Source organism: Chryseobacterium sp. GVT01B (assembly GCF_019970045.1).
In the GTDB taxonomy this organism is placed as follows: Bacteria; Bacteroidota; Bacteroidia; order Flavobacteriales; family Weeksellaceae; genus Chryseobacterium.
This window is the reverse complement of the sequence record NZ_JAHXYI010000002.1, coordinates 481,439-507,271: the sequence shown is the minus strand read 5'-3', so window position 1 is coordinate 507,271 and position 25,833 is coordinate 481,439. Positions and strand designations below refer to the sequence as shown.

The following is a 25,833-nucleotide window of genomic DNA, read 5'->3' as shown; positions in this document are numbered from 1 at the left end:
ATATGAAGAAAATATTCTCAGAACTTAAAGGTTTTGTGGTGTTTAGTCCGCAGCTTTTAGCAAACTACCTGCAGGAAAATCATCTTCCGGGTAATAATATCTTAAAATATTTCGTAGAAAATGAACATGGAGACGAAATAACAAAAGCAGGAATCGCTATTCCAATAATAGGGGTAGAGGAAGATTATTATGCATTCCGGGTCTCTGTGAATGACGAAAAAATATTGAATGACGATGAGGTAGAAGTGGAGTCAAGAGGCTGGATATTTCAGACTGCTAATAATGAAATGAAAATTGTTGGTATTGGTTATTTAAAAGATATTGCTGCTATCAGCGAAGAAAATAGTGTCACACTTTCTCTGGAAAACGGATGGTATTCTTTAAAAATACGGGGAGGAAATAAAAATGGTGAAAGATTATTTGAACTAAATATGCAGAAACAGGACATGTATCCGGCCTTTAGCGGAGATGTCACTACCGAATATTATTACGGGTGAAAATTTACATTAAAAAATATTGATGAAGACAAAATACCTTTGTTAAAGGATAAATAACTGAAGTTGAGTTGTTAATAAATTTACTTTAACAGCCTGAAAAAATAGAAATTTATTCAAAAATATAGAAATGTAAATTTTCTTCAAAAAATATTTTGTCAGTAATAAAAAACGTCCTATATTTGCACCACTGAAAACAACGGTATAACCGGAGTTAAAGGAGAGTTGGCAGAGTGGTCGATTGCGGCAGTCTTGAAAACTGTTGACTGTAACAGGTCCGGGGGTTCGAATCCCTCACTCTCCGCAGGGTAGGAAAAGTGAAATTTTCAAAATGCTCAAAAAACTATTAAAAAGCTGTAATTAATTACAGCTTTTTTTTGTGCTTTGTTAGTATGCGTGATTTTTAAGAAAAGTATAGAAGAAATGTTTTTTAGAAATTTTAAATGATAATCTGTAAAAAATGTTTGAGAAAGATAGCTGCTGATATGTTAAAAAAATAAGCAGATTATTTCAGATGTGGATTAGATATTTTATCAAGTACTTGGTTCCTGCGGTTCAATACTGTGCCTTTTACCTCAATGACTTCTATTCCAAAATCACTAATCCAATCGTGGAGTAAATCATTAACACTACTTCTGAGTTTTGCCAGGTCTGGCTGATAATCCTGCATAAGATCCGGTTCTTCAATAGGTACAAAAACAAAGAGATCAATTTCAGCAATGAGTGTTTGGGCTTTTTCAAAAAAGGATTGAATATTTCTATTTGGATCAACAACATGAAGGTACGCCAGGATATCAACAACAAACCGATCAAATATAACATCATGTCCACTTTCGGAAATCAGATGGACTGAGTAATTAAATTGTTCAATAAAATCTTCAGCAGTGGGATTTTCTGAAAATTCATAACCTGAAAGCTCTAACTGATAGTAAGGTTCTGTTTCAAGGGTGTATCCTGGAAGGCTTTCCAGAAGTTCTTCTGTCAATGTGGTTTTACCAACGTTGTGAGCTCCAAATATCGCAATTCTCATATTTCATTTTTAGAGCTAATTTACTTAAATAGTGGATCTATTCAACTATTTAAATTGTGATTGCTTTCTCTCTATATTCCCGCTTATTAATTTTATTTCGGGAATATGATTCATTATTAAACCAATTTTATTAAATCATATTATTTTCAACCTGTCTTTAGAGGCAGGTTTTTGTTTATCTGACTGTCATCTATATCATATAGTAATGTTTAGATATTGTTTAAGATGTAATTAAAATAAAAAAAATAAAATAGTTTATTTATAAACTTATATAAGTATATTTGTGTACTAATTTGTTTAATATGAATTTTGATCTTATAAAATCAGTTGTGGAACTCGTTCAGCAATTTATGGAACAAAATGAGGGTAAAGCTGTATACAGTAATGATCTTCATGGTTTTACAGAATGGATCAATGCTTCCCATCAACCGGACCTTCAAGATCCTGGTTGGACAGGGAAAGAATTAGGAAGAAGCTCAGATAGTATAATTAATACTTTATTGATCAGAATGAATAGATATGCAAGATCTTACTCCAGATCAGCAGTTGGCAGTTCGGTTTTTTCTAGTCAGGACGACTTTATTTTTCTTATCAGCCTGAAGAGCATGGGAGCCATGTCAAAAATGGAATTGATAAGGCATAATGTACATGAGAAATCTTCAGGGATGCTTACTGTTAATCGGTTGCTCCGTAATGGTTGGATTGAACAGACGGTTTCTCCAAAAGATAAAAGAATAAAAAATATAAAGATAACGCAGAAAGGGCTTGCTGTATTGGATGATCATATGGATGAAATCCGTAGAGTTTCAAGGGCTGTAACAGGGAATCTTACCCATTCTGAACAGATGCTGCTCATTGCTGTACTTTCTAAATTGGATGAATTTCATAATTCCTTTTACCGTATGAATCTGGAAACAAAGGATCTGGTGAATGCCGTATATAAAAAGTTGAACTGAGTCTGTAATGAAAAGTGTCTCTAAAAAAACTATTAAATAAATGACGATGAGTACTGAAAAACCAAGAAAGAGAATAGCAGTGATTGGTTCCGGATTTTCCGGACTCTCTGCTGCCGCTTATGCAGCAAGGTCTGGACATGAAGTACATGTTTTTGAAAAACACGATCAACCCGGAGGACGTGCAAGGCAATTTAAAACTGAAGAAGGATATCTATTTGATATGGGACCGAGCTGGTACTGGATGCCTGACATTATCGAAGGCTTTTTCAGTGATTTTGATTGTAAAGCAGCTGATTATTTTAAGCTGGTATCCTTAGATCCTCAGTTTGAGATGATTTTTTCAAAAGAAAAGGTTTCAGTTCCTGAGAAAAATGAAGACATCCGTGAGTTATTTGAAAAAACTGAACCAGGAGCGGGTGAAAAGTATGATCAATTTATGCATTCTGCCCAGTTTAAATATGAAGTGGGGATGAAAGATTTTGTGACAAAACCTTGTTACAGCTGGCTGGAATTTGCTTCTTTAAAAATAGCAGGAAGCGCATTCAAGCTTGATCTTTTAAGTAATTTCAGAAAATATGTCTCAGGATATTTTTCTGATCCGAAACTCAGATCGCTGATGGAATTTCCGGTTATATTTCTTGGTGCCTCACCCCGGAATATTCCTGCGCTTTACAGCCTTATGAATTACGGAGGGTATGTCCTGGGAACAAAATACCCTATGGGAGGGTTTTATCAGCTCGTTATGGCGATGAAAGACGTAGCCGAAAAACAGGGAGCCGCTTTTCATTTTAATCATGATGTCCAGAAGCTCAATACAGAAAACGGAAAAGTAGTCTCACTAACAGTAGGTGGTAAAGATTATGAATTTGATGCCGTTATTGCATCATCAGATTACCATCATACAGAAACATTAATTCCCAAATCACTTAGAAATTATAATGATGCTTATTGGAAAACCAAAACCTTTGCTCCTTCATGTCTTATTTATTATCTGGGAATCAAAGGAGAAATTCCTCATTTGAAGCATCATACTTTATTTTTTGAAAATGAACTTGATCATCATATAGACTGTATTTATATCAATAAGAAATGGCCGGCTAAACCCCTTTTTTATGCTTGCTGTCCTTCAAAAACAGATCCGGATGTAGCACCTGAAGGCTGTGAAAATCTCTTTTTACTGCTGCCTCTCGCACCGGGAATACATGATGATGAGAGTGTAAGAGAAAAATACCTGAAGGAAATGCTTGAAAGAATTGAAAAGCATACAGGGGAAACTGATCTTATGTCCAGAATTGAATACAAAAGAAGCTATTGTGTCAGTGATTTTATTTCGGATTATAATGCTTATCAGGGCAATGCCTACGGACTGTCCAATACTTTATCACAGACTGCCGTCCTAAAGCCTAAAATAAGAAACAGGAAGATTGGAAATCTTTTTTACACCGGGCAGCTAACTGTTCCTGGACCTGGTGTTCCGCCGTCAGTTATTTCTGGAAAAATTGTAGCGCAAGAGGTTAATAAACTAAAATAAAATAATATGAAAAAATTGTTTGATGAGTTGTCTTATGAGGTCAGTAAGTACACTACTCAAAAATACAGTACCAGTTTTTCATTAGGAATATTGGCGCTGAAGCCTTCTATCAGACCTGCCATTTATGCAGTTTACGGGTATGTACGCCTTGCCGATGAAATTGTTGACAGTTTTCATGGGTATGATAAAGAGAAGCTTTTGAAAAGATTAAAGGTTGAAACTTACGACGCGCTGCAAGACGGTATATCACTCAATCCGATTCTACACTCATTTCAGGAAACAGTGCGTCAATATGATATCAATATTAATTTGATCGATCAGTTTCTGCACAGTATGGAAATGGATCTGCAAAAAGTAGACTATAATTCAGAGCTTTATAATGAATATATTTATGGTTCTGCGGAAGTCGTAGGACTTATGTGTCTGCAGATATTTACAGGAGGGGATAAACAGCAATTTGAAAAACTTAAACCATTTGCTATGAAGCTGGGTTCTGCTTTCCAAAAGGTTAATTTTTTACGTGATCTGAAAGAGGATTATCAGGTTTTGGGAAGATCCTATTTCCCGTCTCTGAATATGTCTGTTTTTGATAACACCATCAAAGCTCAGATTGAAAAAGAAATTGAAGAAGAATTTAAAGAAGCACTGCACGGAATTAAGAAGTTGCCGGGTTCTTCTGTGTTTGGAGTATATCTGGCGTACAGATACTATCTGTCATTGTTTGAAAAAATAAAGAAAACAAGTTCTCAGCATATTTTACAGCAAAGGATAAGGATTGCCAATTCGCAGAAGTTGTTGGTAGCATTTAAAAGCTATATAAGATACAAATCTGCTTATTTCTAATAGTTTCTTTGCCTAGAAGGCTCTTTTAGAATTTATAAATCAATAAAAAATAAATGATGTACAGATTATATAGAGAACAACATTTGAATTGTGATATTGAAACGGCATGGGAATTCTTTTCCTCTCCCCATAATTTATCCGAAATAACACCTGAAAGCATGAATTTTCTGGTTCTTTCAGATATGCAGGATGAATCTATTTTTGAAGGAATGGAAATAGATTATACAGTATCTCCGGTACTGGGAATTCCAATGAAGTGGAAAACTGTTATCAGCCAGGTAGAAGAAGGTAAAAGCTTTACGGACTTTCAGAAAGAAGGCCCTTATAAACATTGGAATCATTTTCATGAGTTCATTCCTGATGAGAATGGTGTATTAATGAAAGATACTGTAGATTATGAACTCCCGTTGGGAATTTTAGGAAGGGTAGCGCACCGGTTATTTGTTAAGGAAAAACTCAGAAGTATTTTCGATTTCAGATCCAGTGTGTTGAACGATCTTTTTAACCGCAAACACAATTAATATGAATTTTCTGATCGTTCTGTTTGTTTTTATTTTCATGGAAGGAGCTACATGGCTTATTCACAGATATATTATGCATGGTTTTTTGTGGAGTCTTCACAAGGATCATCATGATCACAGCCACGATGGGAAACTTGAAAGAAATGATCTGTTCTTTTTCATTTTTGCCAGTCCCGCCATCATATTGTTGTATCTAGGAGTAAGGCAGGAATTCAGTTATCTCTTTTTTGTCGGATTGGGAATAAGTCTTTACGGAATGGCCTATTTCTTTGTACACGATATTTTTATTCATCAGAGAGCAAAGATTTTTACAAAAACAAAGAATCCGTATTGGCTTGCCATAAGACGTGCTCATAAGCAGCATCATAAACATCTGGGAAAGGAAGAAGGAGAGTGTTTTGGTTTTTTATGGGTGCCTGTTAAATATTTTAAAATGTATTTCAATAAAAAATGATGCCTTATACTTACATACTGATAAACTTTTTCACGGTCATTATTTGCTTTTTGGCCTCTTTTGACAGGAGAATACAGTTTAATAAACTTTTCGGGAAGTTTCTGCTGTCATCTACCATCGTGGCAATTCCTTTTATTATCTGGGATGTATGGTTTACTTCAAAAGGAGTGTGGTGGTTTGATCTCAATTACACATTAGGCTTTACAATAGCAGGGCTTCCTATTGAAGAATGGCTTTTTTTTTACTGTATTCCGTTTGCATGTGTTTTTACTTATTACTGTCTGGAAAAGTTTTTTAGCCTGAGGGGGATTGATGGTTTAAATAATCTTATTGTATTCACAGCTGTTGTTGTTCTCAGCGTAACGGGACTTCTTTATCATGAGAGAGTATATACTTTGCTTACTGTGATTGTAACGATATCTACACTTTGTTATCTGCATTTTATTGTTAAAAAAGATTGGATAGCACGAGCAAGCTTTGTATATCTGGTATTGATGCCCGGATTTTTTGCAGTGAATGGAATCCTGACGGGATCTTTAATTCCCTCGCCTGTTGTAAACTATAATCCTGATGATTTTTTAGGGATCAGAATGGGAACTATTCCTATTGAAGATGCTGTTTACGGGTACAGCCAGTTTTTACTCAATATTTATTTCTTTAAAAAAATAACTAAAAATGAAAAATAGAATCATTCTTACATTATTACTAAGCTTCGGACTGTTAAACGGTTTGATTTCTTGTTCTTCTATGCCTGAGAAAGCACGGCCTGTCGGTCAGTTTGATGTCAACAAATATTTAGGGACATGGTATGAGATTGCCAGATTCGATTATCGTTTTGAAAAAGATCTTGATAATGCAATCGCTCAGTACAGCCTTAATGCGGACGGAAATGTAAATGTAGTCAACAGCGGATATAATTTTAAAAAGAACGAATGGGTTTCTGCAAATGGTACTGCTAAATTCAGAGGAGAAAAAAATATAGCAGCTTTGAAGGTGAGTTTTTTCGGACCTTTTTATGCCGGTTATAACGTAGTTGCGCTGGAAGAATATAAGTATGCACTTGTTGCAGGAAAAAATTTAGACTATCTCTGGATTCTTTCCCGTGAAAAGACGATCCCTGAAAATATAAGACAGAATTTTATAAGTAAGGCGCAGGCAATCGGTTATGATACTTCCAGATTGATATGGGTGAAGCAGGATAAAAAAAGTCCTTTTGACAAATAGATGATCTGTTAATTGTAATAATTTAATTTTAAGAAAATTTTAACACGATCTTTATTTTTTAGGCATGAACATTGTTTATTTATATACCAAATACTTAAATATTATATTATGAATAATTCAGATTACAACAAAGCGGAAAATGCAGTAGACCAAACGGAGAACTCTTTAAAAAATGCAGCTGATAATGCAAAATGGAAGATCAGTGAATTAGCGGATAAGGCTAAAGATTACATCAATGAAAAAAGAGATAATGATCAGGAGGCAACTCAGGAAGACTGGTTGGATAGAGTGAAATCAAATGTTTCAGATGCATGGGAAGATATTAAGGATAAAGCTGATGAAGCATGGGAAAAAACAAAAGATGCCGCTGAAGATGTGAAGGCAGAATGGAGAAAAAAAACAAATTAAGGTTAGTTTAAAAAGATGGCCGGAATTAAAAAATTCCGGCCATCTTTTTTTGTTTTATAGTTTATTTATACTCTATTTTTGTTTCTGGAAATCAAATCTTACTTGCATTCTAATATAAAATCCTGCGGCCCTCAAGCTTTATCATTTCATTGTTTACCATTTTTTTTACCGTTCTGATGACTGTTTCAACTCTCAGTCCTGTAAGATCAGCAATTTGCTGGCGGGTAAGCTCTATAGGAAAACAGTGCTGGCAGTCTCCGTCATGATAGCTTTTCAGATAATCCATTACTCCTTTCAGCCGTTGAATAGGATCTGCTAATGCCAGATTACGGACCATTAAGTTGTTATAATACAGTCGTTGTGATAAACACATATTCATTTCCAGGGAAAGTTCCGGATTACGTTTAAGCATTTCCATGAAATTATCTTTGGGCATCTTTACAATTTCTGTAGTCTGTAAACTTATGGCATTCGTAGGATAAAGCTTTTCAATAAAAAGAAGCGGATCTCCAAAACTTTGATTTTTACCTAATATGTTATGAATAAATTCTTTTCCGTTTTCAGTAAAGATGTTCAGTTTTACTTTTCCACTGATAATCTGAAAATAATATTGTGAATGATCACCTTCTTTGAAAATAAACTCGTGAGCCTTATAGATGACATTTTCACCTCCGAACGAGTGAAGGATTTTCTCATCGATATTCATGCAACTTATTGTTTTTTTCATAATTATGATTTTTCTGAAATTATAAAGATTTTTTTTAAGATTATAAATAATTTCAATCCTTATGCCATTGATGTTTTTCTTGAAAAATGTGGTATGAAATCCTTATGCATAAACCTTTAAAAATTACTGTTTTTTCAAATATTGTGAGTATTTTTGATGCTAAAGTATCCGTAACTAATTATTGATTTTAACTTCTATGATTTTAATTGTTGATGACAACCAAAGTAATCTTTATTCACTTCAAAAATTACTTGAATCTAAAGATTTTCAGGTTGAAACGGCCGGCTCCGGCGAAGAGGCTCTTGGCAAAGCATTGAAAAATGATTATGCCTTAATTATTTTAGATGTTCAGATGCCTGATATGGATGGCTTTGAAGTTGCAGAAACGCTTGCAGACTACAGTAAAACGAAAGATGTTCCTATTATATTCTTATCCGCTGTTAATACCGATAAAAAATTCATTACCCAAGGATACGCTTCTGGTGGTAAAGATTATGTAACGAAGCCCGTAGATCCTGAAATTCTTCTGCTTAAGGTGAAAACTTTCTATAACCTTCAGGAGCAGAATATTGCAATGAAAAAAACACAGCAGAATCTGGAACTGGAAGTGAAAGGAAGAAGGGAATCTCAGGTAACCATGAAATCCCAGATCGATCATTTTCATCTCATGCTGGAGTCTCTTCCTCAGATTGCGTTCACTCTTAATGAGGATGGAATTGTTGACTTCGTTAACGGTAAATGGTATCAGTATTCTGACAATGAGCAGGATTTCCCTGAAACACATCCTGATGACCATAGTATAAGCGAAGAACTGGAGAGATGCAGGAAAAAAGGAAAAGCCCTGGAATTAGAAATCAGAATTAAAAATGTTATTTCAGATCATTACCGGTATCATTTGCTTAGGGTAACCCCTGTATATGAGGAAGACCGTATTAAAAACTGGGTGGGAACATTTACTGATATTGACGATCAGAAAAAAGTGGAAAAAGAAAAAGATGAATTCTTAAGTATTGCCAGCCATGAATTAAAAACTCCTTTAACCAGTATTAAAGCATATGTTCAGCTATTGGAAAGAAAACTGAAATTAGATAAAGACAGTGCTGAAGCAGGATTTGTTACAAAAGTTCAGACACAGATTGAAAAGCTCAATACTCTGATCACCGATCTTCTGGATGTGTCGAAAATTGAAAATGGAAAACTGAAAATCAATAAAAAACCCGTTAATCTGGAAAATGTGATCAGTAACGCGATTGAAACGATATTGCAGACTCATGAGCAACAGGTAAAAATAGAACGCCACGGAACAAAACCTGATATTTTAATTCCTTTGGATGAGATCCGTATCGAGCAGGTACTGATTAATTTTCTGACCAATGCTGTCAAATACTCACCTCATAATAATCAGGTGATCGTTACCACCTTTGTGGATCATGAAGCTCAGGAAGTGAGAGTCAATGTTACTGATTTTGGGATTGGAATTCCTGATTTTAAACAGGATGCGGTATTCAAGAAATTCTATCGTGTAGAAGAATCTTCACTGCAGTTCCAGGGGATGGGAATCGGGCTGTTCATATGCTCTGAAATCATCAAACAGCACCACGGAAATGTTGGTGTTTCCAGTATCGTAGATGAAGGTTCTACATTTTATTTTACCCTACCATTAAATTAATTTTCATGCCGAAAAAAATTATACGAAATCTCCAGTTTGGAATAGGTCTTTCGCTTTTGATATTGATAGCGAGTTCAGTAGCCTCTTACTGGAGTATTCAAAATCAAATGAATCACCGTGAGAGCCTTTCCAAAAGCAGGCGTTCTGTGACGGCTGTTAAGGATGTTCTGGTAGCTTTGCTGGATGCCGAAACGGGAAACAGAGGCTATCAGCTGACTGGAAGAGAAGATTTTCTCGAACCCTATAAACGCGGATTAAGAGAATATTCCAAAGCTTTGGTGCTTGCAGAATCATTAGGGGTGCAGGATAAAAACCAACAGGAAAGACTTGACGGATTAAAAGTAGCAGTCAGCCAGGTGATGGATAACCTTAAAAATCTGGTGGAAAACAGGCGGAAAGGCGTTGTGATGACTCAACAGCAAATCGTTACCGGCAAAGCTTATATGGATGAATGCCGTAAAATCGTAAGAGATTTTGTGCAGTATGAAGAAAGTCAGGTAGAAATTAAAAATAAGGATTTAACACGCTCATCAGAAACAACAGTTCTTTTTATTGTTTTTTCTGCACTGGCTGCGGTAGTCGTGACTACATTTTTCTATTTTAAAATGCGTGCCGATCTGATCAGAAGGGACGAACTGGAGAAAATGCTCAGAGATAAAGATCAGGAAATGACCCGAAGAGTAAGTGCCATCCAAAAAATAGCAAACAGAGTAGCCAATGGAGATTACAGTGAGAAAGCCGTAGATAACTCGGAAGATGATCTTGGAGATCTTGTAGAATCCCTGAACCACATGACCGAATCCCTGAAAACTTCTTTTGATAAAATTAATAAAAGTGACTGGCGCCAGAAAGGGCTTGCTCTGCTTAATGAATCCCTTGTCGGAAATAAATCAGTAAAAGAAGTATCCAATAAAGCTTTAAGCCAGCTGATTGAATACGGAAACTGCATCAACGGTTCATTGTATCTTTTTGACGAAGGCATTCTGAAACTTAACAATGCATTCGGGCTGGAAGCAAATATGAAAAAAACGTTTGAGCAAGGGGAAGGAATGGTAGGACAGGCTTTTAAGAATGCTAAAACACAGGTGTACAATAATCTTCACGAAGATGATTTTGTAGTCACTTTTGCCAGCAGTACCATTAAGATCTATGGCATCATCCTGATACCTGTTTTTGCAGACGGCCATGTGATAGGAGTTATAGAATTAGGATCTACCTCTAATTTTGATAAAGACAGAATCAGCTATTTTGAGGAATGTTGCGTGAATATCGGAATAGCCCTGAATGCAGCAAAAGGAAGAGAGAAAGAACAGCAGCTGCTGGAAGAAACTCAGGCACAGTCTGAAGAGCTGCAGGTACAGCACTCAGAGCTTGAAAATCTCAATACTGAACTGGAAGCACAAACGCAGAAACTTCAGGCTTCAGAAGAAGAATTAAAAGTACAGCAGGAAGAACTGATGCAGGCCAATGCAGAACTGGAGGAACGCTCACGATTACTGGAAGAAAAAAATCATTTGATTGCTGAACGTAATAATGAGATTCAGAAAAAAGTAGAAGAGCTGGCACTCAGTACCAAATATAAATCTGAATTTCTTGCCAACATGTCTCATGAATTGAGAACACCTCTTAACTCAATTCTTCTATTATCACGGTTAATGGCAGAAAATCCGGATGAAAACCTTAATGAAGATCAGGTAGAATCTGCAAGAGTTATTCAAAGCTCAGGAACAAGTTTATTAACATTAATAGATGAAATTCTTGACCTGGCAAAAATAGAATCAGGCAAAATGACCCTGGAATACCAGGAAGTTATTATTGAAGATATTATAAAAGATCTGAAAAGTCTTTTTAGTCCCGTATTTCAGGAGAAAGCCCTTCCTTTCAACATCGGAATTGATTCAGACGTGCAGAATATTATTGAAAGTGATCGACTTAGGATTGATCAGGTACTAAGAAACCTGCTGTCCAATGCTTTGAAGTTTACCACAAAAGGAAGCATTGATTTACATGTTAAAAAACACTCGGAAAAACCTGATTTTATTATATTTTCAGTGAAAGATACCGGTATCGGAATAGCAGAAGACAAACAGAAAATTATCTTTGAAGCATTCCAGCAGGCTGATGGATCTACCAAAAGAAAATTTGGAGGTACCGGTCTGGGACTTTCAATAAGCCGTGAAATTGCGAGACTTTTAGGAGGCGAGCTGGCTTTGAAAAGCGAAGTCAATAAAGGCAGTGAATTCAGTTTTACGATTCCTGTACATCCCGTAGCTGAGATTGTTCAGCCTGAAACCGATCAGGATCTGGTAGAAATTATCCGGGAAGATGTTGAGGAAATTCAGAATATCCTGGATGAAGGAGAAAATAAGCATGCGAACACTTTAGAAATTCCTGAAGATGTACCTGATGACCGGGATAATATTCAGGAAGGTGATAAAATTATTTTGATTATTGAAGATGATACCAATTTTGCAAAAGCTTTACTGAAGTATGCCCATTTACAGAATTATAAAGGTATTGTTGTGGTAAGAGGAGATTATGCTCTGTCCGCTGCCCGGCAGTATCATCCACATGCTATTTTACTGGATGTTCAGCTTCCTGTAAAAGATGGGTGGGAAGTGATGGACGAACTGAAGTCTGATACCACTGTAAAAAATATTCCGGTACATATGATGTCTGCCCTGCATGTGAAAAAAGAAAGTCTTATGAAAGGAGCGGTGGACTTCATCAACAAACCTGTTGCTCTGGATAAAATGACCGATGTATTCAGGAAAATTGAAGAAGCATTACAGAAAGGACCTCAAAAGGTTTTAATTGTTGAAGAAAATGCCAAACATGCCAGCGCATTATCTTATTTCCTGAGTAATTTTAATATTTCATTATCAGTAGAACATAGTGTGGAGGATAGTGTAAAAGCACTCACTTCAGACCTTGTTGACTGTGTAATTCTGGATATTGGAAGCACAAAAGGAAATGATTATCACGTCATAGAATCAATCAAAACCTATGAAGGGCTTGAAAATCTCCCGATCATTATTTTTACTGAACATCATTTGTCTAAAGAAGAAGAACTCAAAATAAAGCAGTATGCGGATTCAATTGTTGTGAAAACAGCACATTCCTATCAGAGAATTTTAGACGAGGTAGGTTTATTCTTACATTTGGTGGAAGAAAAAAACAGTTCGGCTGAAAGTACCACTGGCAGAATGCTCGGTTCTTTAACAGAAGTGCTGAGTGGCAAAAAAGTACTCATTACTGATGATGATGTCCGCAATATTTTTTCCTTAACCAAGGCACTGGAAAAATATAAAGTTGAAGTCATTGTAGCGATGGATGGGAAGCACGCTTTGGAACAAATTAACCACCATCCTGACATAGACGTTATTTTGATGGACATGATGATGCCGGAAATGGATGGCTATGAAACAATAAAGCAGATAAGAAAAATGCCGGCCTATAAAAGATTGCCTATTATCGCCGTAACTGCCAAATCTATGATTGGAGAACGTGAAAAATGTATAACAGCAGGAGCTTCGGATTATATCTCAAAACCAGTAGATATTGATCAGCTATTGTCGCTCCTTCGTGTTTGGTTGTATGAAAGTTAAACAGATAAAATTCTGATGAATAAGAAAGTCTTAATCGTGGATGATGATCCACGCAATATATTTGCATTAAAACTAACCCTTAAGGCCCGTGGGTATGCAGTTGAATCCTGTACAATTGCTCAGGAAGCTTTAGAAATTCTGAAGTCAAATCCTAAGTTTTCTGTTGTTCTTATGGACATGATGATGCCTGGGATAGACGGGTACGAAGCCGTAAAAATGATAAGGAATACACAGGAAATCAAACATGTGCCGGTTATAGCTGTCACTGCACAGGCAATGCCCGAAGACCGCCAGAAATGTATGGAAGCAGGAGCTGATGATTACATATCAAAACCAATTGATGTAGATCTGTTAATAACGGCAATAGAAAAACTTTCATAGATGCTGGAACCAAGTATCATAAAAGATGAAGAAATAGAATATCTCATCAGAGATGTTTATGAGAGGTATGGCTATGACTTTTCCGGTTATAGCAGAGCTTCATTTAAAAGACGAGTGAATCGTATATGTCTTTTAGACAGGTTTACCAGTTTTGCAGAGCTCAGATACACCGTTATGAATGATGCTGAGTACTTAAAACGTTTTGTAGAAGAAGTTACAGTAAACGTTACGGAAATGTTCAGAGATCCTTCTTTTTTCAAAACACTGCGGGACCATATACTGCCTCAGTTAGGTACCTATCCGCTAATCAGGGTATGGATTGCAGGATGTTCAACAGGAGAAGAAGCATATTCTATAGCCATTCTGCTGAAAGAAGCCGGCCTTTACAGTAAATCTCTGATTTATGGAACCGATTTGAATCCCGCTGTTCTTGAAACAGCCAGAGCTGGTATTTTTCCTTTGCAACAGATGAAACTGTACTCGGAAAACTATATGCTTTCAGGCGGATTAAAAGACTTTTCGGATTATTATACCGCCAATTATGATAGTGTAAGATTTGATAAGAGCTTGCAGGAAAAATTGATCTTATCAACACATAACCTTGTGTCAGACAGTTCTTTTAATAGTTTTCAGCTCATTGTGTGCAGGAATGTCTTAATTTATTTTGACAGAGAACTTCAGGAAAGGGTATTCAGGCTTTTTGATGATAGCCTGGAGAATTTAGGTTTTCTCGCATTGGGAGCAAAAGAGACTCTTCGGTTTTCTGCTATTGACAAAAACTACCATCAGGTTGAAGATCAGAAAATCTGGAAAAAAATTGATCACCATTAATAATTACCGGAATGAAATCACAAACCAATACAGAATTAATTGTTATCGGAGGATCAGCAGGAAGTTTACAGGTCATTATAGAAATGATCAAAAACCTGGATCATGCGATCCCTGTTCCCATTGTACTTGTGATCCATCGTAAGGCTCAATCCGGAGATATTCTGCGGACGTTACTGCAGCAGTTTACGAAAATACCGGTCATAGAGGTTGAAGATAAAACTGCAGTTGAAGATAACACAATATATATTGTTCCCGCTGATTATCATTTGTTGTTTGAGAATACTCAATGGATGTCATTAGACAGCTCTGAAAAAATGAACTATTCCCGCCCATCTATAGACGTTACTTTTAAATCTGCGGCAGAAATTTATGGACAAAATGTAATAGGCGTCCTTTTATCGGGAGCTAATGCTGATGGGGTAGAAGGGTTGAGCTATATTAAGAGGAATAATGGGCAGGTCTGGATTCAGGATCCGGAAACAGCAGAGGTGGAATTTATGCCTAAACATGCCATAGAAGCAATTGAATATGATTTAATTATCACACCCGCAGGTTTAGCGGATTATATAAATCAATTATAATATTTAAGAATAGAATAATCTACATAATATGAGTAAAAAGAGAATTTTAATTTTTGATGATGAAGCGGCTATTTTAGAGGTCATCACCATCATATTTGAAGAAAACGGATATGATGTCAGAATTTCAGAGACTTCACACGATATCCTTGAGAAAGTGGCAGATTATCAGCCGGATGTTATTCTGATGGATAACTGGATTCCCAAAATAGGAGGGGTAGAAGCTACAAAACTTCTCAAAAGCACCGAAGAATTTAAACATATTCCGGTAATTTATGTTACCGCTAATAATGATATTGTTGCTTTAGCATCGGAAGCAAAAGCTGATGATTATGTTTCAAAACCTTTTAATCTCGATGATCTGGAAGCAATGGTAGCGAAACATTTAAAAGAACAGGTATAAAACCTATTTTACATTAAAAAATGAAGATCTCTCAAATATTTGGGGGATCTTGTTATTTTTTTTCCAGTACTGAATTGATTTGTTCCCTTGTCAAAGGACGGGTATTGACTTCATGAATTAAAGAAACCAATAAAAGATATAGTTCGGGATTTCCCATGACAACCTCAGAAAATGTTTTAACCAGAATTAATTTTCTGGAAACAATATTTTGTGCAGCAATATATTCATTGCTCACATCGATGTCTATCTTCAATTCTCTTTTTATGGTTAAACTGAAGTACTTATCAATATAATTTTTATCTCTTACCAAATCTATTGATTCGGTTTCTATATGATCCATATGGTTATTTTACTTCTTCTTATTTTTCAACAATTATTATACCGTATTAGATGTTTAATATACCAGAATGGGTGATCGGAAAACGTGGGCTACCAAAAGATCAGGGTATTGTTTCTTTATAGTCTTGATATATATACCATGATTTAGGTATATTTGTAAACTATTTAACAGAGATGAATTACACGCTTATTAAAGATTTTATAGATCTGCTGGAAGAGTTTGAAACTGAAGCCAGCACCAGTCCAGAATCGTATCCGGTAACTATTCAGGGCTTTAAAGCATGGATTTCTGATCAAGAGAATATTGAAGAAAATCAAACTGAAGAACCTTACTGGGAAGGAAAGGAGAATGGAAGAACACCGGAAAGTGCCATCAGTACATTACTTGTTCACCTTAACCGATATGCAAAAACATACTCAAAGTCTGCCATCTCAGATTCTGAATTTTCGACTCAGGAAGACTTTATTTATCTGATTAATCTTAAAGCTTTTGGTGAGATGACAAAAATGGCTCTCATCAAAAAAAATATTCATGATAAGCCCGTAGGTATGCTGATTATTGCCAGACTTTTACGACAGGGACTTGTTGAACAGACAGACTCTGATTTAGACAAACGCAGTAAATTGATCCGTATCACCGGAAGAGGATTGCAGATCCTGGAAAATCAAATGGAAAAAATCCGTCAGGCGACCAATATTGTTGCAGGAAATCTCAATTATTATGAAAAGATGGAGCTTATCCGTATTCTTAATAAACTGGATCGTTTTCATTATCCTATCTTTTCACGAAATATCAATCCTGATGAGCTTATCAATACAGTGTATGATGAGTATGCATTTAAATCATAAGTTAAACTAGCTATAAAAATACTTCTATATCTTTCAATGGCAAAATAATGGAAGGGGCTAATGCTGTTGTATTAGTCAAATCATCTATTAAATTTTTATATCCTGGACATAGCCTTAAACTCGGTAGGCCTCATATTGGTTAGTTGGTGGAAATTATTGCTGAAAGCTGCAATATTGGAATAGCCGACTTCATAAGTAATCTCAGTCATATTCAGGTCAGTATCCTTAATTAATTCCATAGCCCTGATAATCCTAAGCATTTTTATATATTGAATAAAAGTGATATGAAGTTTGGTCTGAAACAGCCTCGTCAGACTTCTTACACTCATTCCTGATTGTTTTGCGGTATTTTCTAAGGTAAGCTTTTCATTTAACTGACTTCTGAGATGATCTGTAACAACATTAAGCCGGTGATCATCGGTTGTAGGAAGCTGAATGGAAAACTTTTTGAGATTTTCTTTCGATATAAGGATCTTCAGTGTGGTAAGAAATTGAAATTCCCAGGAACCTTTATAATAATCTCCCTGCCATTTTTCGCTGAAAGTAAGCATTTCTGATAACAGGTTGCTCACCGGATAAATTCCCAGTTCATTATAAAATCCGTCAGACTTTTCTTCTGGAAAATAGATGTTAATAATATACAGATCCTGAGTATTAAACATCAGATTATGGGGATATTTTCCTGGTATCCAGATGTAATGGCTTGACGGAATATAAAAATCCTTCTCCGCGGTCTTCAGATAAGCAATTCCACCAAAAACCAATAATAATTGTGCCTTATTATGCTGATGAGGAGGCATCTGCTGTTCAGTTTGCTGTCGTACCACCAGAATAGAATCTGGATTTTGGTCTACACTGTCTAAAAGCTGCTTAAGAATTTCCATATGGCCAAATATAACAAATCTTAGGCTAATTATATTAAAAGATAGTTTTCGTTCATGAATAATTTTGCTACTGTAAATATTAACAGAGTTATGATAAAACACACAATAGCAACCCCCGATCAAGACCCCGAAATTGAAACAAAAAATAAAACTTTTGATCACACAGACTGTTATCCGGTTTGCCCTATCGAACAAATTAATTTCTACCGATTTGACTATTCCTATCCTTTTATGCCTATGATCGATCTGACTTTAATCTTTGATGAATTGGGAAAAATGATAGCAGATTGGCTCTTTACAAAAAGAGAAAATAGAAACACTTACAAAAAAAATGATCATGAAATCCTATAAATTAATTCCAATATTGGGAATAGTATTGTTGTTACCCGTATCATATCTCCATGCCCAGGATACAACAGCCACTCTGATGAGTCTGGAAGAAATGTGGAAAGCTGCCGAAGTGAATAATCGTCAACTGAAACTGTCAGATTTACACCTTCAGCAAAGTAAGCTAGAAGTACTTGAAGCTAAAGATCATCTGTTGCCGGAACTTTCGTTAGGTGGAGATGTAAAGCTCAATTCCAGATTTCTCCTTTATAATGAAGGTTTATTCTCCTCTCCACAGAATGTACCTGTTAAAAGCTATGGTTATGGAGCAGGATATAGCTTAAATTTTAATCTCTTTAATGGTGAAAAAGAAAGAATAAATATTAGAATGAAGAGAGAAGAAGAAGTACGCGGGCAATATGAAGTTCAGCTGGAAAAGCACAGTGTGAAATATAATATTGCAGTTGAGTATTTTGATCTCTATAAGTTTTTGTATTTCCGTGATTTTCTCTTTGCAGAAATTGCTGCAGAGGATAAGCAATTATCACTTATCGAGAGTTTGCACCAAAACGGAATTGTACTAAAAAGCGATGTGATCCGAACCTCTGTAAAATTATCCCAGCTGGAACTTAGTCTGTCTGATATAGAAAAGAAAATAGATATCAGAAAACAACGTCTGAATGTGTTGATGGGGCGGGATCAGACGGAGCAGCTGGCAATTGATTATAAAAGAAGTCAAGAGATGGAAAGTATTCAGGGCAGCGATTATACCGGTTATCTGGATATTGCACTCAATCAGTCACCTGAACTTAAGCTGATGGACAGCGATATTAAATCGAGCGAATTAAATATCAGTCAGGCTAAAGCCGCACGTTTGCCTAAAGTGTCATTGTATTCAACTTACAACTATACCTATCCCCAGATCTCATTCTATCCTTACTCAAATGATGTATGGGGATTCGGGCAAACCGGAATTAAAGTGCAGTTTTCCATAGATAATTTATACAAAAGCAAACATTCCATTGCCCTGGCCCGGATTATCAATGGCGAGGCTAAAGAAAAAGCCGATAGTAAAAAAGCCGAAGTTTCCCTTCAGATAAAAGAAGCTTACCTCCAGCATGAACAAGCTTTGGAAAGTGTGAAAACCGCAGATAAAAATATCTTAAAAACTACGGAAACTCTACGGGTTATCAGAAACAGTTATCTCAATCAGGAATCCCTGCTGACTGATCTTCTGGAGGCAGAGAATGCTTTGCTGGAAGCAAAACTTAATCTAATAACTGCACAAACAAACGTAAGGCTTAGCCATATCCGGCTACTGGCAATCGTAGGAATTCTTTAAAAAAATAATTATGAACAAAAATAAAACAGATCAATTGATTGTAAACGTAACTAAGTGGTTGGGAGCCGTATTATTAACAGGGATTTTCATATGGGGGATCTTATATTTCATAAGGCAATATCACTACGAAGAAACCAACGATGCACAGGTAGATGCCTATTTATCTCCTATCAATGCAAAAGTAGGTGGCTACATCAGCAAGATCTATTATAAAGACAATCAACAGGTACAAAAAGGCGATACGCTTGTCGTTATTGAGCTTGATGAATATGGTTTAAAAAGAGATGTTGCATCAGCAGAACTGGCCGGTTCATATGCTAAACTCCCTATTTTGGCGGCCAGTGAAGAAACACAACTAAAGAGTATTGAGGTTATAAAAGCACAACTGGCGGGAGCAGATGCAAAGCTGAAGCAGCAAAAAAGAGAATTTGATCGTTACAAAAACCTTCTGGCTGACGAGTCAACCACACCACAAAAATTTGATAATGTAAGCACTGCTTTGTCTATCACACAATCTGATTACGCACAGACAATGGCCACTTTGCGGGTTGCCGAATCAAAGCTTAATGATCTTCATGCACAGCGAAATGCAACAGAAGCTGAAATAAAAATAAAGAAAGCTTTGGTGAAACGTCAGGAGCTCGACATTAAATATACTGTAGTTACTGCGCCTTTTGATGGCCAGATCGGCAAAAAAACCATTCAGGAAGGACAATTGATACAGTCGGGCCAGACGCTGGCATTTCTGGTCAATAAATCAGAAGAAAAGTGGGTGATCGCCAATTTTAAGGAAACGCAGGTGGGCAGCTTTAAAACAGGTCAGGCTGTAACGGTAGAAGTAGATGCTTTTCCGGATGAACAATTCAGAGGAGTTATTGAATCACTTGCGCCAACAACGGGGTCAAGATATTCATTACTGCCACCCGATAATGCTACCGGTAATTTTGTGAAAATCATACAGCGCATTCCTGTACGCGTCAGACTGAGAGATACTCCTGAAAAATTGGGAAAACTTTCTGCAGGAATGAATGCCAATGTTTACGTTTTAAAAGATTAATTATGCAGGCACATAAAATTCCGGTTTTTAAACTCTGGGTTTCCGAATGGCTGGCAAGATCTGTAATATTTGCCATTCTGATGACCTGCCTCTTTAGTTTCGCTTACTATAGCAGTCCTGTTTCTGCAATGGGTTTTTATGGCGTACAAGTTACTGACGTTCAGTATGCCATGGTCGTTATTTATGGTTCAACCGTAGCCTTTTTAGCGCTGGATTTTCGTATTGTAAAATATTTTGCTCCGAGGAAGTATTTGTTGACAGCATTTTCAGCCAATATTATATGCTCTGTTATCTGTTTTTACTCCAAAGACTGGACACTCTTTGTGATCTGTCAGTTTGTGCAGGGAATTACCTGTGCGTTGACCTCTGGAATCGTCTTACAGCTTATCTTTCCAAGATTGCAGTCCACACGTGCCCGGATAATCGCATACAGTCTTTTATATGGAAGTATACAAATCGCTGTCCCGTTCTATTCCATCTATTCCAGTATTGTACTTCATTTTTATGATTTCAACCGGCTGTTTTACGGTTTTATTATGATACTTATTTTACTGATATTGGTTGTATTGGCAACAATGAACGGTAAGGCCAGGTTTACCAGAAAAATACCTCTGTATCAGGTAGACTGGGCCGGTTATTTATTTTATGTCTCTTTTATTTTGATTCTGGGATATATCCTCGTATATGGACGGCAATTAGGTTGGTATGATAGTCCGTTAATTGCTCTGCTTAGCCTAAGCAACCTAATTCTTCTTGTACTTTTTGTTGCCAGAGAATTGAAGCTTAAACGTCCATTGATTAATTTACAAATTTTCAGGACGAAAAATTTTGTAATTGGGTTGCTGTTACTTTTTCTGTTTTATATTTTCAAAGGAAGTACAGGGCTTGCTTATGGTTATCTTGAGGCTATTTTAGGTAACGACCCGCTCAGTACCATACCGATTTGGATAACTGTAATTGCAGGAACTACATTAGGGATGTTTGTTACCTCCCGGCTGATACTTATGGGTTTTAATCTGATTAGGATTATTATCGCAGGATTTGGTTTTATGGCCCTGTACTATTTATATATGCTGATTTTTATCTCTGTTCAGGAGAATACAGCAGATTTCATTCTGCCTATGTTTATTTACGGTGCAGCGACAGGTATTTTATTTGTTCCTATTGTTTCATTTACTATATCCGCTGCACCACCAAAGATTGCCAGTAATGCATCACTTATAGGAATATTGGCAAGGTTCGTCGGTTTTACTGCCAGCCTGACTGTCAATAATGAACTTCAACTATTTGCTAAATCGGCTGTGAGGGAAAAAGTCAGGGAAACATTAACAGAAACCAATATCCAATTGCCTGTTACATTAATGGATATTCAAAACCACTATATGAATGCAGGTAATGATATATATACTGCAAAAGCAGCTTCAGCAAACCACTTCAATGTATTGGTCCGGCAACAGATTTTGGCGCGTGCTACCCGGGATTATTATGACTTGATGCTGTTGGGTGTGATGTGTGTTATCATGATGCTCGTTTTGTTTCCACAGATTCAACATGTTATACTTAGACTAAGGAAAGGAAATATACCGTATTAGAATATATGCTCAATTAAATAGTACAAAAGCTGTAAATATTTTACAGCTTTTTTTGTTTCATGCAGGGGAGTGAAAGTGCTAAATAATCATAATCTGTACATTATCTATTGACTACATGGTAAAAACTAACCTGATCATCTTCTTTGCTTGAAAACATCTGAATAGTAGTAATGCCAAAATCCTTTTTAGCATCTTAAACTCATAAAAATCTATCGGGATATCGAAATCTATCGATAGGTTATGTTTTGCATGATTGTGAAAAATCAACAATTTTGCAAAAAATTATTATTGACCTGATGTTTACATCAATGAAAACAAGATTCTAAAAACACATTTGCTTAACCCCTCGGACACAATATTTTATTGGTTGGCTGCTACATTATTAATAAATGTGCATTTTGTTGAAGATATTATTTTCATTTTGAAATCCGGTTTATAAATTATTAAAATGATTTATGAAAGGCTGTTTAACCCTATCATTTAATAGTAAGGATTAAAACAACCTTTATTACCTCAATTTTTTAAGTGAGAATATGAGAAAAAAAATACATAAAACACTGGTTTTGCCTTGTTACTTCCTTATTAATGCATTGAATGGTCAGGTTGGAATGGGGACAAATAATCCACAAGGAATTTTACATGTAGATGGAGCTAAAGATAATTCAGCTTCAGGAGCACCAACAGCAACACAGGTTTCTAATGATTTTATCGTAAACAAAACAACAGGGTTCATTGGTGCAGGAGTTCTTAATCCTCAGGTTCAGTTCGATATCAGATCCGCAGGAACTGAAAATGCTCTTGGTCTGGGGACAACAACAATGTCGGCAGCAACAGCAGGTGCAGGTGCTACACGATATGATGTAAACAATATACCGGTAGGCGCTAAAATTGAAGTATCTGATGGCGCAGTATGGCACAAAGCATATATTGCTCCCCAAAAAGCTGTGATCGTTGTGCGTAAAATTGTAAGTCAGTCTATACCCTCTGCTTCTGCCACAACCATTATTAATTGGAACGAGGTACGTGATATGAGCAATAGCTTTGATCCCAGCTCTGGTGAATTTACAGCTCCCCGAAATGGAACATATACTTTTTTATTAACATTCAATTTTAACGGAGCAGTTATTAGTGACGGTTCAAGAGTTGAGTCACAATTTTATAATCCCACTACAAGCACAGTTCTTGCCAGTGTATATAAAACTTTCGGCCAGTCTATGACAGGTACAGCTGATGACGCAAATTCAACCCGCTCAACACAGGCTGGAGGATCGAGTACCGTTACCCTTACTCTTACTGCGGGGACTAAAGTAAGTGTCAGATTATATCAAAATCTTACTTCAGGCTCTATTCCGCTTAGAGTGACAACTGATTCTTCAAATCCTGCAAATCCAGATGATGGATTTAACAATTTAACCATAATAGAACATTAAGATATAGATTATGAAAAAAAAGATCAATATAACTTATAAACTATTGGCTTGTATTTTAGTTTTTTCTGCAACTGAGACCTTTGCACAAACAGGATTTTTTACTCCTACACCTGCACAGCCTTTGCATATAGACGCTGGAAAAGATAATGGCTCCGCACCTGATGCAACAAAAATATCGAATGATGTTGTTATTACGTCAGATGGCCAGGTGGGCTTTGGACTTTTAAATCCCGTTACTAAAGTTGATCTTAGGTCTTCATCTGACCAGGGAATTATTGGTTTAGGGAATAGTACACAAACCCCTTCTGCAGCAGGAGGAGGAGCAATACGTTACAATAACAGTGGATTTTTAGAATATTCTGACGGTGAACAATGGATCGCATTGCCACTTGCCGCTCCAACAAAAGCACTGGTAAATGCCAGTAAAGGTTCCGCACAAAGTATTCCAAGTGCAACTTCAACGGTTATTACAGGTTGGACAGAAACAGTTGATTTAGGTGCTGGCGTCGGTGGAGATTTTGACCCTTCCACAGGAATTTTTAAAGCTCCCCGTGATGGTTTTTATCTGGTTTCTTTCAATATTACCCTGGCCAATGGAAATATCCCTAAAAATACATTCATGGAAACTGCAATAGAAAGCAGTCAAAGTACAGATAACATTCCTGTATTTAAAACAATAAATTCTTATCCTGCTTTTCAGGCTGGTGCAGTAAGTAATTATATAAGTGGTAATTGTAATGCTATTTTCAATCTTAAAAAAGATGATACGATAAAATTCAGCATTAGGCATAATATAGGCAGTGCCCGAAATACGTTGAATGATAGTAGATTAAATAACTTAAGTATCAGTGAATTATAAAATACATAATAATGGGACGAAAAAATAAAATAAAAAAATTGATCAGTGCTGTTATTGTTTTGTCACTGAATGTAACCTATATAAATGCTCAAATTGGAATAGGAGTTTCAAACCCGACAAATCCTCTTGAAGTTAAAACAGATGCCGGTAATATTATAATCAATAGCTCCGGAAAAATGGGTACAATGGTTGCCAGTCCTAAGGTAGCTCTGGATCTGCGCGGTGGAACAAATAGTTCTGTAGCTATTGGAAATACTGCAAAAACAGCTGCACAGGCTGGTGCAGGGGCATTACGGTATATTGCAAGTCCGGCAATAGGGGTAAAGGGATATTTAGAATTTTCAGACGGTTCAAACTGGGTTAGTTTTTTTCCTAAAGGGAAACCGCGTATTATAGTAATGGCAAGTAAAACTACTCAGGATACTTATGTGTTTGAAAGCGCAACCCCTTCAGAAATAGGAACAAAATCTGGCATAGTTCAGAGAAGATCCTCTTATTTAACGAACTGGACTGAAAAATTAGACTCTGATTCAGGAGTTCCAACCTCAAATTTCAACCCGGCTACAGGTGAATTTACAGCACCACGTGATGGCGTTTATTTTGCAACTTTTACTTTTGCATTACAATCCAGCCAGGTAAATACCGGAGCTAATAATCAAACAGAAGCAATTTGGGAAGTCAGAGATTCTGCTGGCACCATTACACAAAGAATAAAAACAAATAACGGATATGCTTCTGATACCGGAGCAAGTCCCAACGCAGTACCGGTGGGTTCAGCCTGTACAGTTAGTGTATACCTGAATAAAGGCAGCAAACTAAGACCTTTTACCTGGATTACAGTAGCCTTTGATGGGACAACCAGTCAGTTTGATGTTTCAGGAAGCGGTGCTTACAATGCGCTTACCATAGTTGAACAATAAAGATATTTCAATAGGTTTCAAACAATCTAATTGTATTTTTTTCAGTCTCCTAATCTGATTTTGGGAGACTTTTTGAACGAAAAAATAAACTTAAAATAAAAACCTGCAACTCATATGAATTGCAGGTTTTATTTTGGAGAATACAGTGTTCTAACTTAATATTTCACATGGTGCAATACAAATCACCCAAGGACATCTCTTGATTCCGGGAGGTGGACAGCAGGCTTCAGAGCAACTCAATGCTCCGCCATTAATATTCTTCAACTGATCTCTTGAAATTTTTTTAGAATTTTTCATAGTCAAGTAATTGAATTAAACTAAAACTTAGGGCTGGTTTCCGCCACCGCATCCGTCATATGGCATACATTGCCATTTTCCGCTAATTAAACAAAGCTGTCCGCCTCTGCAGTCAATGCCACCCTTAATTGTTTTCAATTCCTGTCTTTCGATTTTCTTTAAATTCTTCATAATAATATAGGTTTAGTTCTATTCGAAATTAATCAATTTTTATCAACTGTTGTAGAATTATCATGAAAATATTTATTTTCAATAAGTTTATTATTGGATATTTTCCTT

Annotated in this window: 29 protein-coding genes and 1 tRNA gene; 24 read left to right on the top strand and 6 right to left on the bottom strand. The window is 36.3% G+C overall.

Annotated features, from left to right (window positions below; genetic code table 11):
- Positions 1–2 precede the first annotated feature (2 nt).
- Both LC457_RS05730 and LC457_RS05725 read left to right on the top strand, forming a co-directional pair.
- Positions 3–497 carry a hypothetical protein gene (locus tag LC457_RS05730; RefSeq protein WP_223599008.1) on the top strand — a complete coding sequence of 165 codons (495 nt, stop codon included), beginning with the start codon at positions 3–5 and terminating at the stop codon, positions 495–497.
- 216 nt (positions 498–713) lie between these two features.
- A tRNA-Ser gene (locus LC457_RS05725) sits at positions 714–798 on the top strand.
- A 201-nt stretch (positions 799–999) separates the two neighbouring features.
- On the opposite strand, the gene LC457_RS05720 is transcribed toward LC457_RS05725, so the two are convergent.
- Positions 1,000–1,524 carry an AAA family ATPase gene (locus LC457_RS05720; RefSeq protein ID WP_223599007.1) on the bottom strand — a complete coding sequence of 175 codons (525 nt, stop codon included), beginning with the start codon at positions 1,522–1,524 and terminating at the stop codon, positions 1,000–1,002.
- A 302-nt stretch (positions 1,525–1,826) separates the two neighbouring features.
- Here LC457_RS05720 and LC457_RS05715 point away from each other — a divergent pair, with 302 nt between their 5' ends.
- From LC457_RS05715 to LC457_RS05680, 8 genes are all read left to right on the top strand, one after another.
- On the top strand, positions 1,827–2,480 hold the full coding sequence (locus tag LC457_RS05715) for a MarR family winged helix-turn-helix transcriptional regulator (protein WP_223599006.1): 654 nt from the start codon (positions 1,827–1,829) through the stop codon (positions 2,478–2,480).
- 46 nt (positions 2,481–2,526) lie between these two features.
- Positions 2,527–4,011: an NAD(P)/FAD-dependent oxidoreductase gene (locus tag LC457_RS05710; RefSeq protein ID WP_223599005.1), complete on the top strand. Its 1,485-nt coding sequence runs from the start codon at positions 2,527–2,529 to the stop codon at positions 4,009–4,011.
- 6 nt (positions 4,012–4,017) lie between these two features.
- A complete protein-coding gene (locus tag LC457_RS05705) occupies positions 4,018–4,854 on the top strand; it encodes a phytoene/squalene synthase family protein (protein WP_223599004.1) in 837 nt (278 codons plus the stop codon).
- A gap of 53 nt (positions 4,855–4,907) precedes the next feature.
- Complete coding sequence (locus tag LC457_RS05700; RefSeq protein ID WP_223599003.1) at positions 4,908–5,375, top strand: SRPBCC family protein; 468 nt, start codon at positions 4,908–4,910, stop codon at positions 5,373–5,375.
- A gap of 1 nt (position 5,376) precedes the next feature.
- Entirely contained in the window at positions 5,377–5,829 is a 453-nt protein-coding gene (locus LC457_RS05695; protein WP_223599002.1) for a sterol desaturase family protein, read from the top strand.
- Positions 5,826–6,515: a lycopene cyclase domain-containing protein gene (locus LC457_RS05690; protein ID WP_223599001.1), complete on the top strand. Its 690-nt coding sequence runs from the start codon at positions 5,826–5,828 to the stop codon at positions 6,513–6,515. Before LC457_RS05695 ends, LC457_RS05690 begins: the two co-directional genes overlap by 4 nt.
- Complete coding sequence (locus tag LC457_RS05685; RefSeq protein WP_223599000.1) at positions 6,505–7,053, top strand: lipocalin family protein; 549 nt, start codon at positions 6,505–6,507, stop codon at positions 7,051–7,053. Before LC457_RS05690 ends, LC457_RS05685 begins: the two co-directional genes overlap by 11 nt.
- A gap of 108 nt (positions 7,054–7,161) precedes the next feature.
- Positions 7,162–7,461 (top strand): hypothetical protein, encoded by a 300-nt coding sequence (locus LC457_RS05680; protein ID WP_047422835.1) that lies wholly within the window; start codon positions 7,162–7,164, stop codon positions 7,459–7,461.
- 109 nt (positions 7,462–7,570) lie between these two features.
- Here the strand turns inward: LC457_RS05680 and LC457_RS05675 are convergent, their stop codons facing one another.
- Complete coding sequence (locus LC457_RS05675) at positions 7,571–8,188, bottom strand: Crp/Fnr family transcriptional regulator (RefSeq protein ID WP_223598999.1); 618 nt, start codon at positions 8,186–8,188, stop codon at positions 7,571–7,573.
- Between the two features lie 196 nt (positions 8,189–8,384).
- On the opposite strand from LC457_RS05675, the gene LC457_RS05670 reads away from it, so the two are divergent.
- Genes LC457_RS05670 through LC457_RS05645 form a run of 6 tightly spaced genes read left to right on the top strand, consistent with a single transcriptional unit; the run spans position 8,385 to position 15,658 of the window.
- Positions 8,385–9,857 carry a response regulator gene (locus tag LC457_RS05670; protein WP_223598998.1) on the top strand — a complete coding sequence of 491 codons (1,473 nt, stop codon included), beginning with the start codon at positions 8,385–8,387 and terminating at the stop codon, positions 9,855–9,857.
- A gap of 5 nt (positions 9,858–9,862) precedes the next feature.
- On the top strand, positions 9,863–13,465 hold the full coding sequence (locus tag LC457_RS05665; protein WP_223598997.1) for a response regulator: 3,603 nt from the start codon (positions 9,863–9,865) through the stop codon (positions 13,463–13,465).
- Between the two features lie 15 nt (positions 13,466–13,480).
- A complete protein-coding gene (locus LC457_RS05660; protein WP_223598996.1) occupies positions 13,481–13,846 on the top strand; it encodes a response regulator in 366 nt (121 codons plus the stop codon).
- Complete coding sequence (locus LC457_RS05655) at positions 13,847–14,677, top strand: protein-glutamate O-methyltransferase CheR (RefSeq protein ID WP_223598995.1); 831 nt, start codon at positions 13,847–13,849, stop codon at positions 14,675–14,677.
- An 11-nt stretch (positions 14,678–14,688) separates the two neighbouring features.
- Positions 14,689–15,258: a chemotaxis protein CheB gene (locus tag LC457_RS05650; protein ID WP_223598994.1), complete on the top strand. Its 570-nt coding sequence runs from the start codon at positions 14,689–14,691 to the stop codon at positions 15,256–15,258.
- A 28-nt stretch (positions 15,259–15,286) separates the two neighbouring features.
- A complete protein-coding gene (locus LC457_RS05645; RefSeq protein WP_223598993.1) occupies positions 15,287–15,658 on the top strand; it encodes a response regulator in 372 nt (123 codons plus the stop codon).
- A 52-nt stretch (positions 15,659–15,710) separates the two neighbouring features.
- On the opposite strand, the gene LC457_RS05640 is transcribed toward LC457_RS05645, so the two are convergent.
- Entirely contained in the window at positions 15,711–15,998 is a 288-nt protein-coding gene (locus tag LC457_RS05640) for a hypothetical protein (protein ID WP_223598992.1), read from the bottom strand.
- Between the two features lie 173 nt (positions 15,999–16,171).
- Between LC457_RS05640 and LC457_RS05635 the strand changes: the two genes are divergently transcribed.
- Positions 16,172–16,846: a MarR family winged helix-turn-helix transcriptional regulator gene (locus LC457_RS05635; RefSeq protein WP_223598991.1), complete on the top strand. Its 675-nt coding sequence runs from the start codon at positions 16,172–16,174 to the stop codon at positions 16,844–16,846.
- 95 nt (positions 16,847–16,941) lie between these two features.
- On the opposite strand, the gene LC457_RS05630 is transcribed toward LC457_RS05635, so the two are convergent.
- The gene (locus LC457_RS05630; RefSeq protein ID WP_223598990.1) at positions 16,942–17,730 is read right to left on the bottom strand and encodes an AraC family transcriptional regulator; all 789 of its coding nucleotides are present in this window, start codon (positions 17,728–17,730) and stop codon (positions 16,942–16,944) included.
- Between the two features lie 54 nt (positions 17,731–17,784).
- Here LC457_RS05630 and LC457_RS05625 point away from each other — a divergent pair, with 54 nt between their 5' ends.
- From LC457_RS05625 to LC457_RS05595, 7 genes are all read left to right on the top strand, one after another.
- Positions 17,785–18,081, top strand: a complete 297-nt coding sequence (locus LC457_RS05625; RefSeq protein WP_223598989.1) for a hypothetical protein — start codon at positions 17,785–17,787, stop codon at positions 18,079–18,081.
- On the top strand, positions 18,068–19,399 hold the full coding sequence (locus LC457_RS05620) for a TolC family protein (protein WP_223598988.1): 1,332 nt from the start codon (positions 18,068–18,070) through the stop codon (positions 19,397–19,399). Before LC457_RS05625 ends, LC457_RS05620 begins: the two co-directional genes overlap by 14 nt.
- 10 nt (positions 19,400–19,409) lie before the next feature.
- On the top strand, positions 19,410–20,456 hold the full coding sequence (locus tag LC457_RS05615; protein WP_223598987.1) for an HlyD family secretion protein: 1,047 nt from the start codon (positions 19,410–19,412) through the stop codon (positions 20,454–20,456).
- A 2-nt stretch (positions 20,457–20,458) separates the two neighbouring features.
- Positions 20,459–22,048: an MFS transporter gene (locus LC457_RS05610; RefSeq protein ID WP_223598986.1), complete on the top strand. Its 1,590-nt coding sequence runs from the start codon at positions 20,459–20,461 to the stop codon at positions 22,046–22,048.
- A gap of 533 nt (positions 22,049–22,581) precedes the next feature.
- A complete protein-coding gene (locus tag LC457_RS05605) occupies positions 22,582–23,478 on the top strand; it encodes a hypothetical protein (RefSeq protein WP_223598985.1) in 897 nt (298 codons plus the stop codon).
- Between the two features lie 10 nt (positions 23,479–23,488).
- Positions 23,489–24,337, top strand: a complete 849-nt coding sequence (locus LC457_RS05600; protein WP_223598984.1) for a hypothetical protein — start codon at positions 23,489–23,491, stop codon at positions 24,335–24,337.
- Positions 24,338–24,348: 11 nt separating this feature from the next.
- On the top strand, positions 24,349–25,257 hold the full coding sequence (locus LC457_RS05595) for a hypothetical protein (RefSeq protein ID WP_223598983.1): 909 nt from the start codon (positions 24,349–24,351) through the stop codon (positions 25,255–25,257).
- 150 nt (positions 25,258–25,407) lie between these two features.
- Here the strand turns inward: LC457_RS05595 and LC457_RS05590 are convergent, their stop codons facing one another.
- Both LC457_RS05590 and LC457_RS05585 read right to left on the bottom strand, forming a co-directional pair.
- Positions 25,408–25,554: a hypothetical protein gene (locus LC457_RS05590; RefSeq protein ID WP_167375285.1), complete on the bottom strand. Its 147-nt coding sequence runs from the start codon at positions 25,552–25,554 to the stop codon at positions 25,408–25,410.
- Between the two features lie 27 nt (positions 25,555–25,581).
- Positions 25,582–25,725 (bottom strand): hypothetical protein, encoded by a 144-nt coding sequence (locus LC457_RS05585; RefSeq protein WP_153816340.1) that lies wholly within the window; start codon positions 25,723–25,725, stop codon positions 25,582–25,584.
- Between the last annotated feature and the right edge of the window lie 108 nt (positions 25,726–25,833).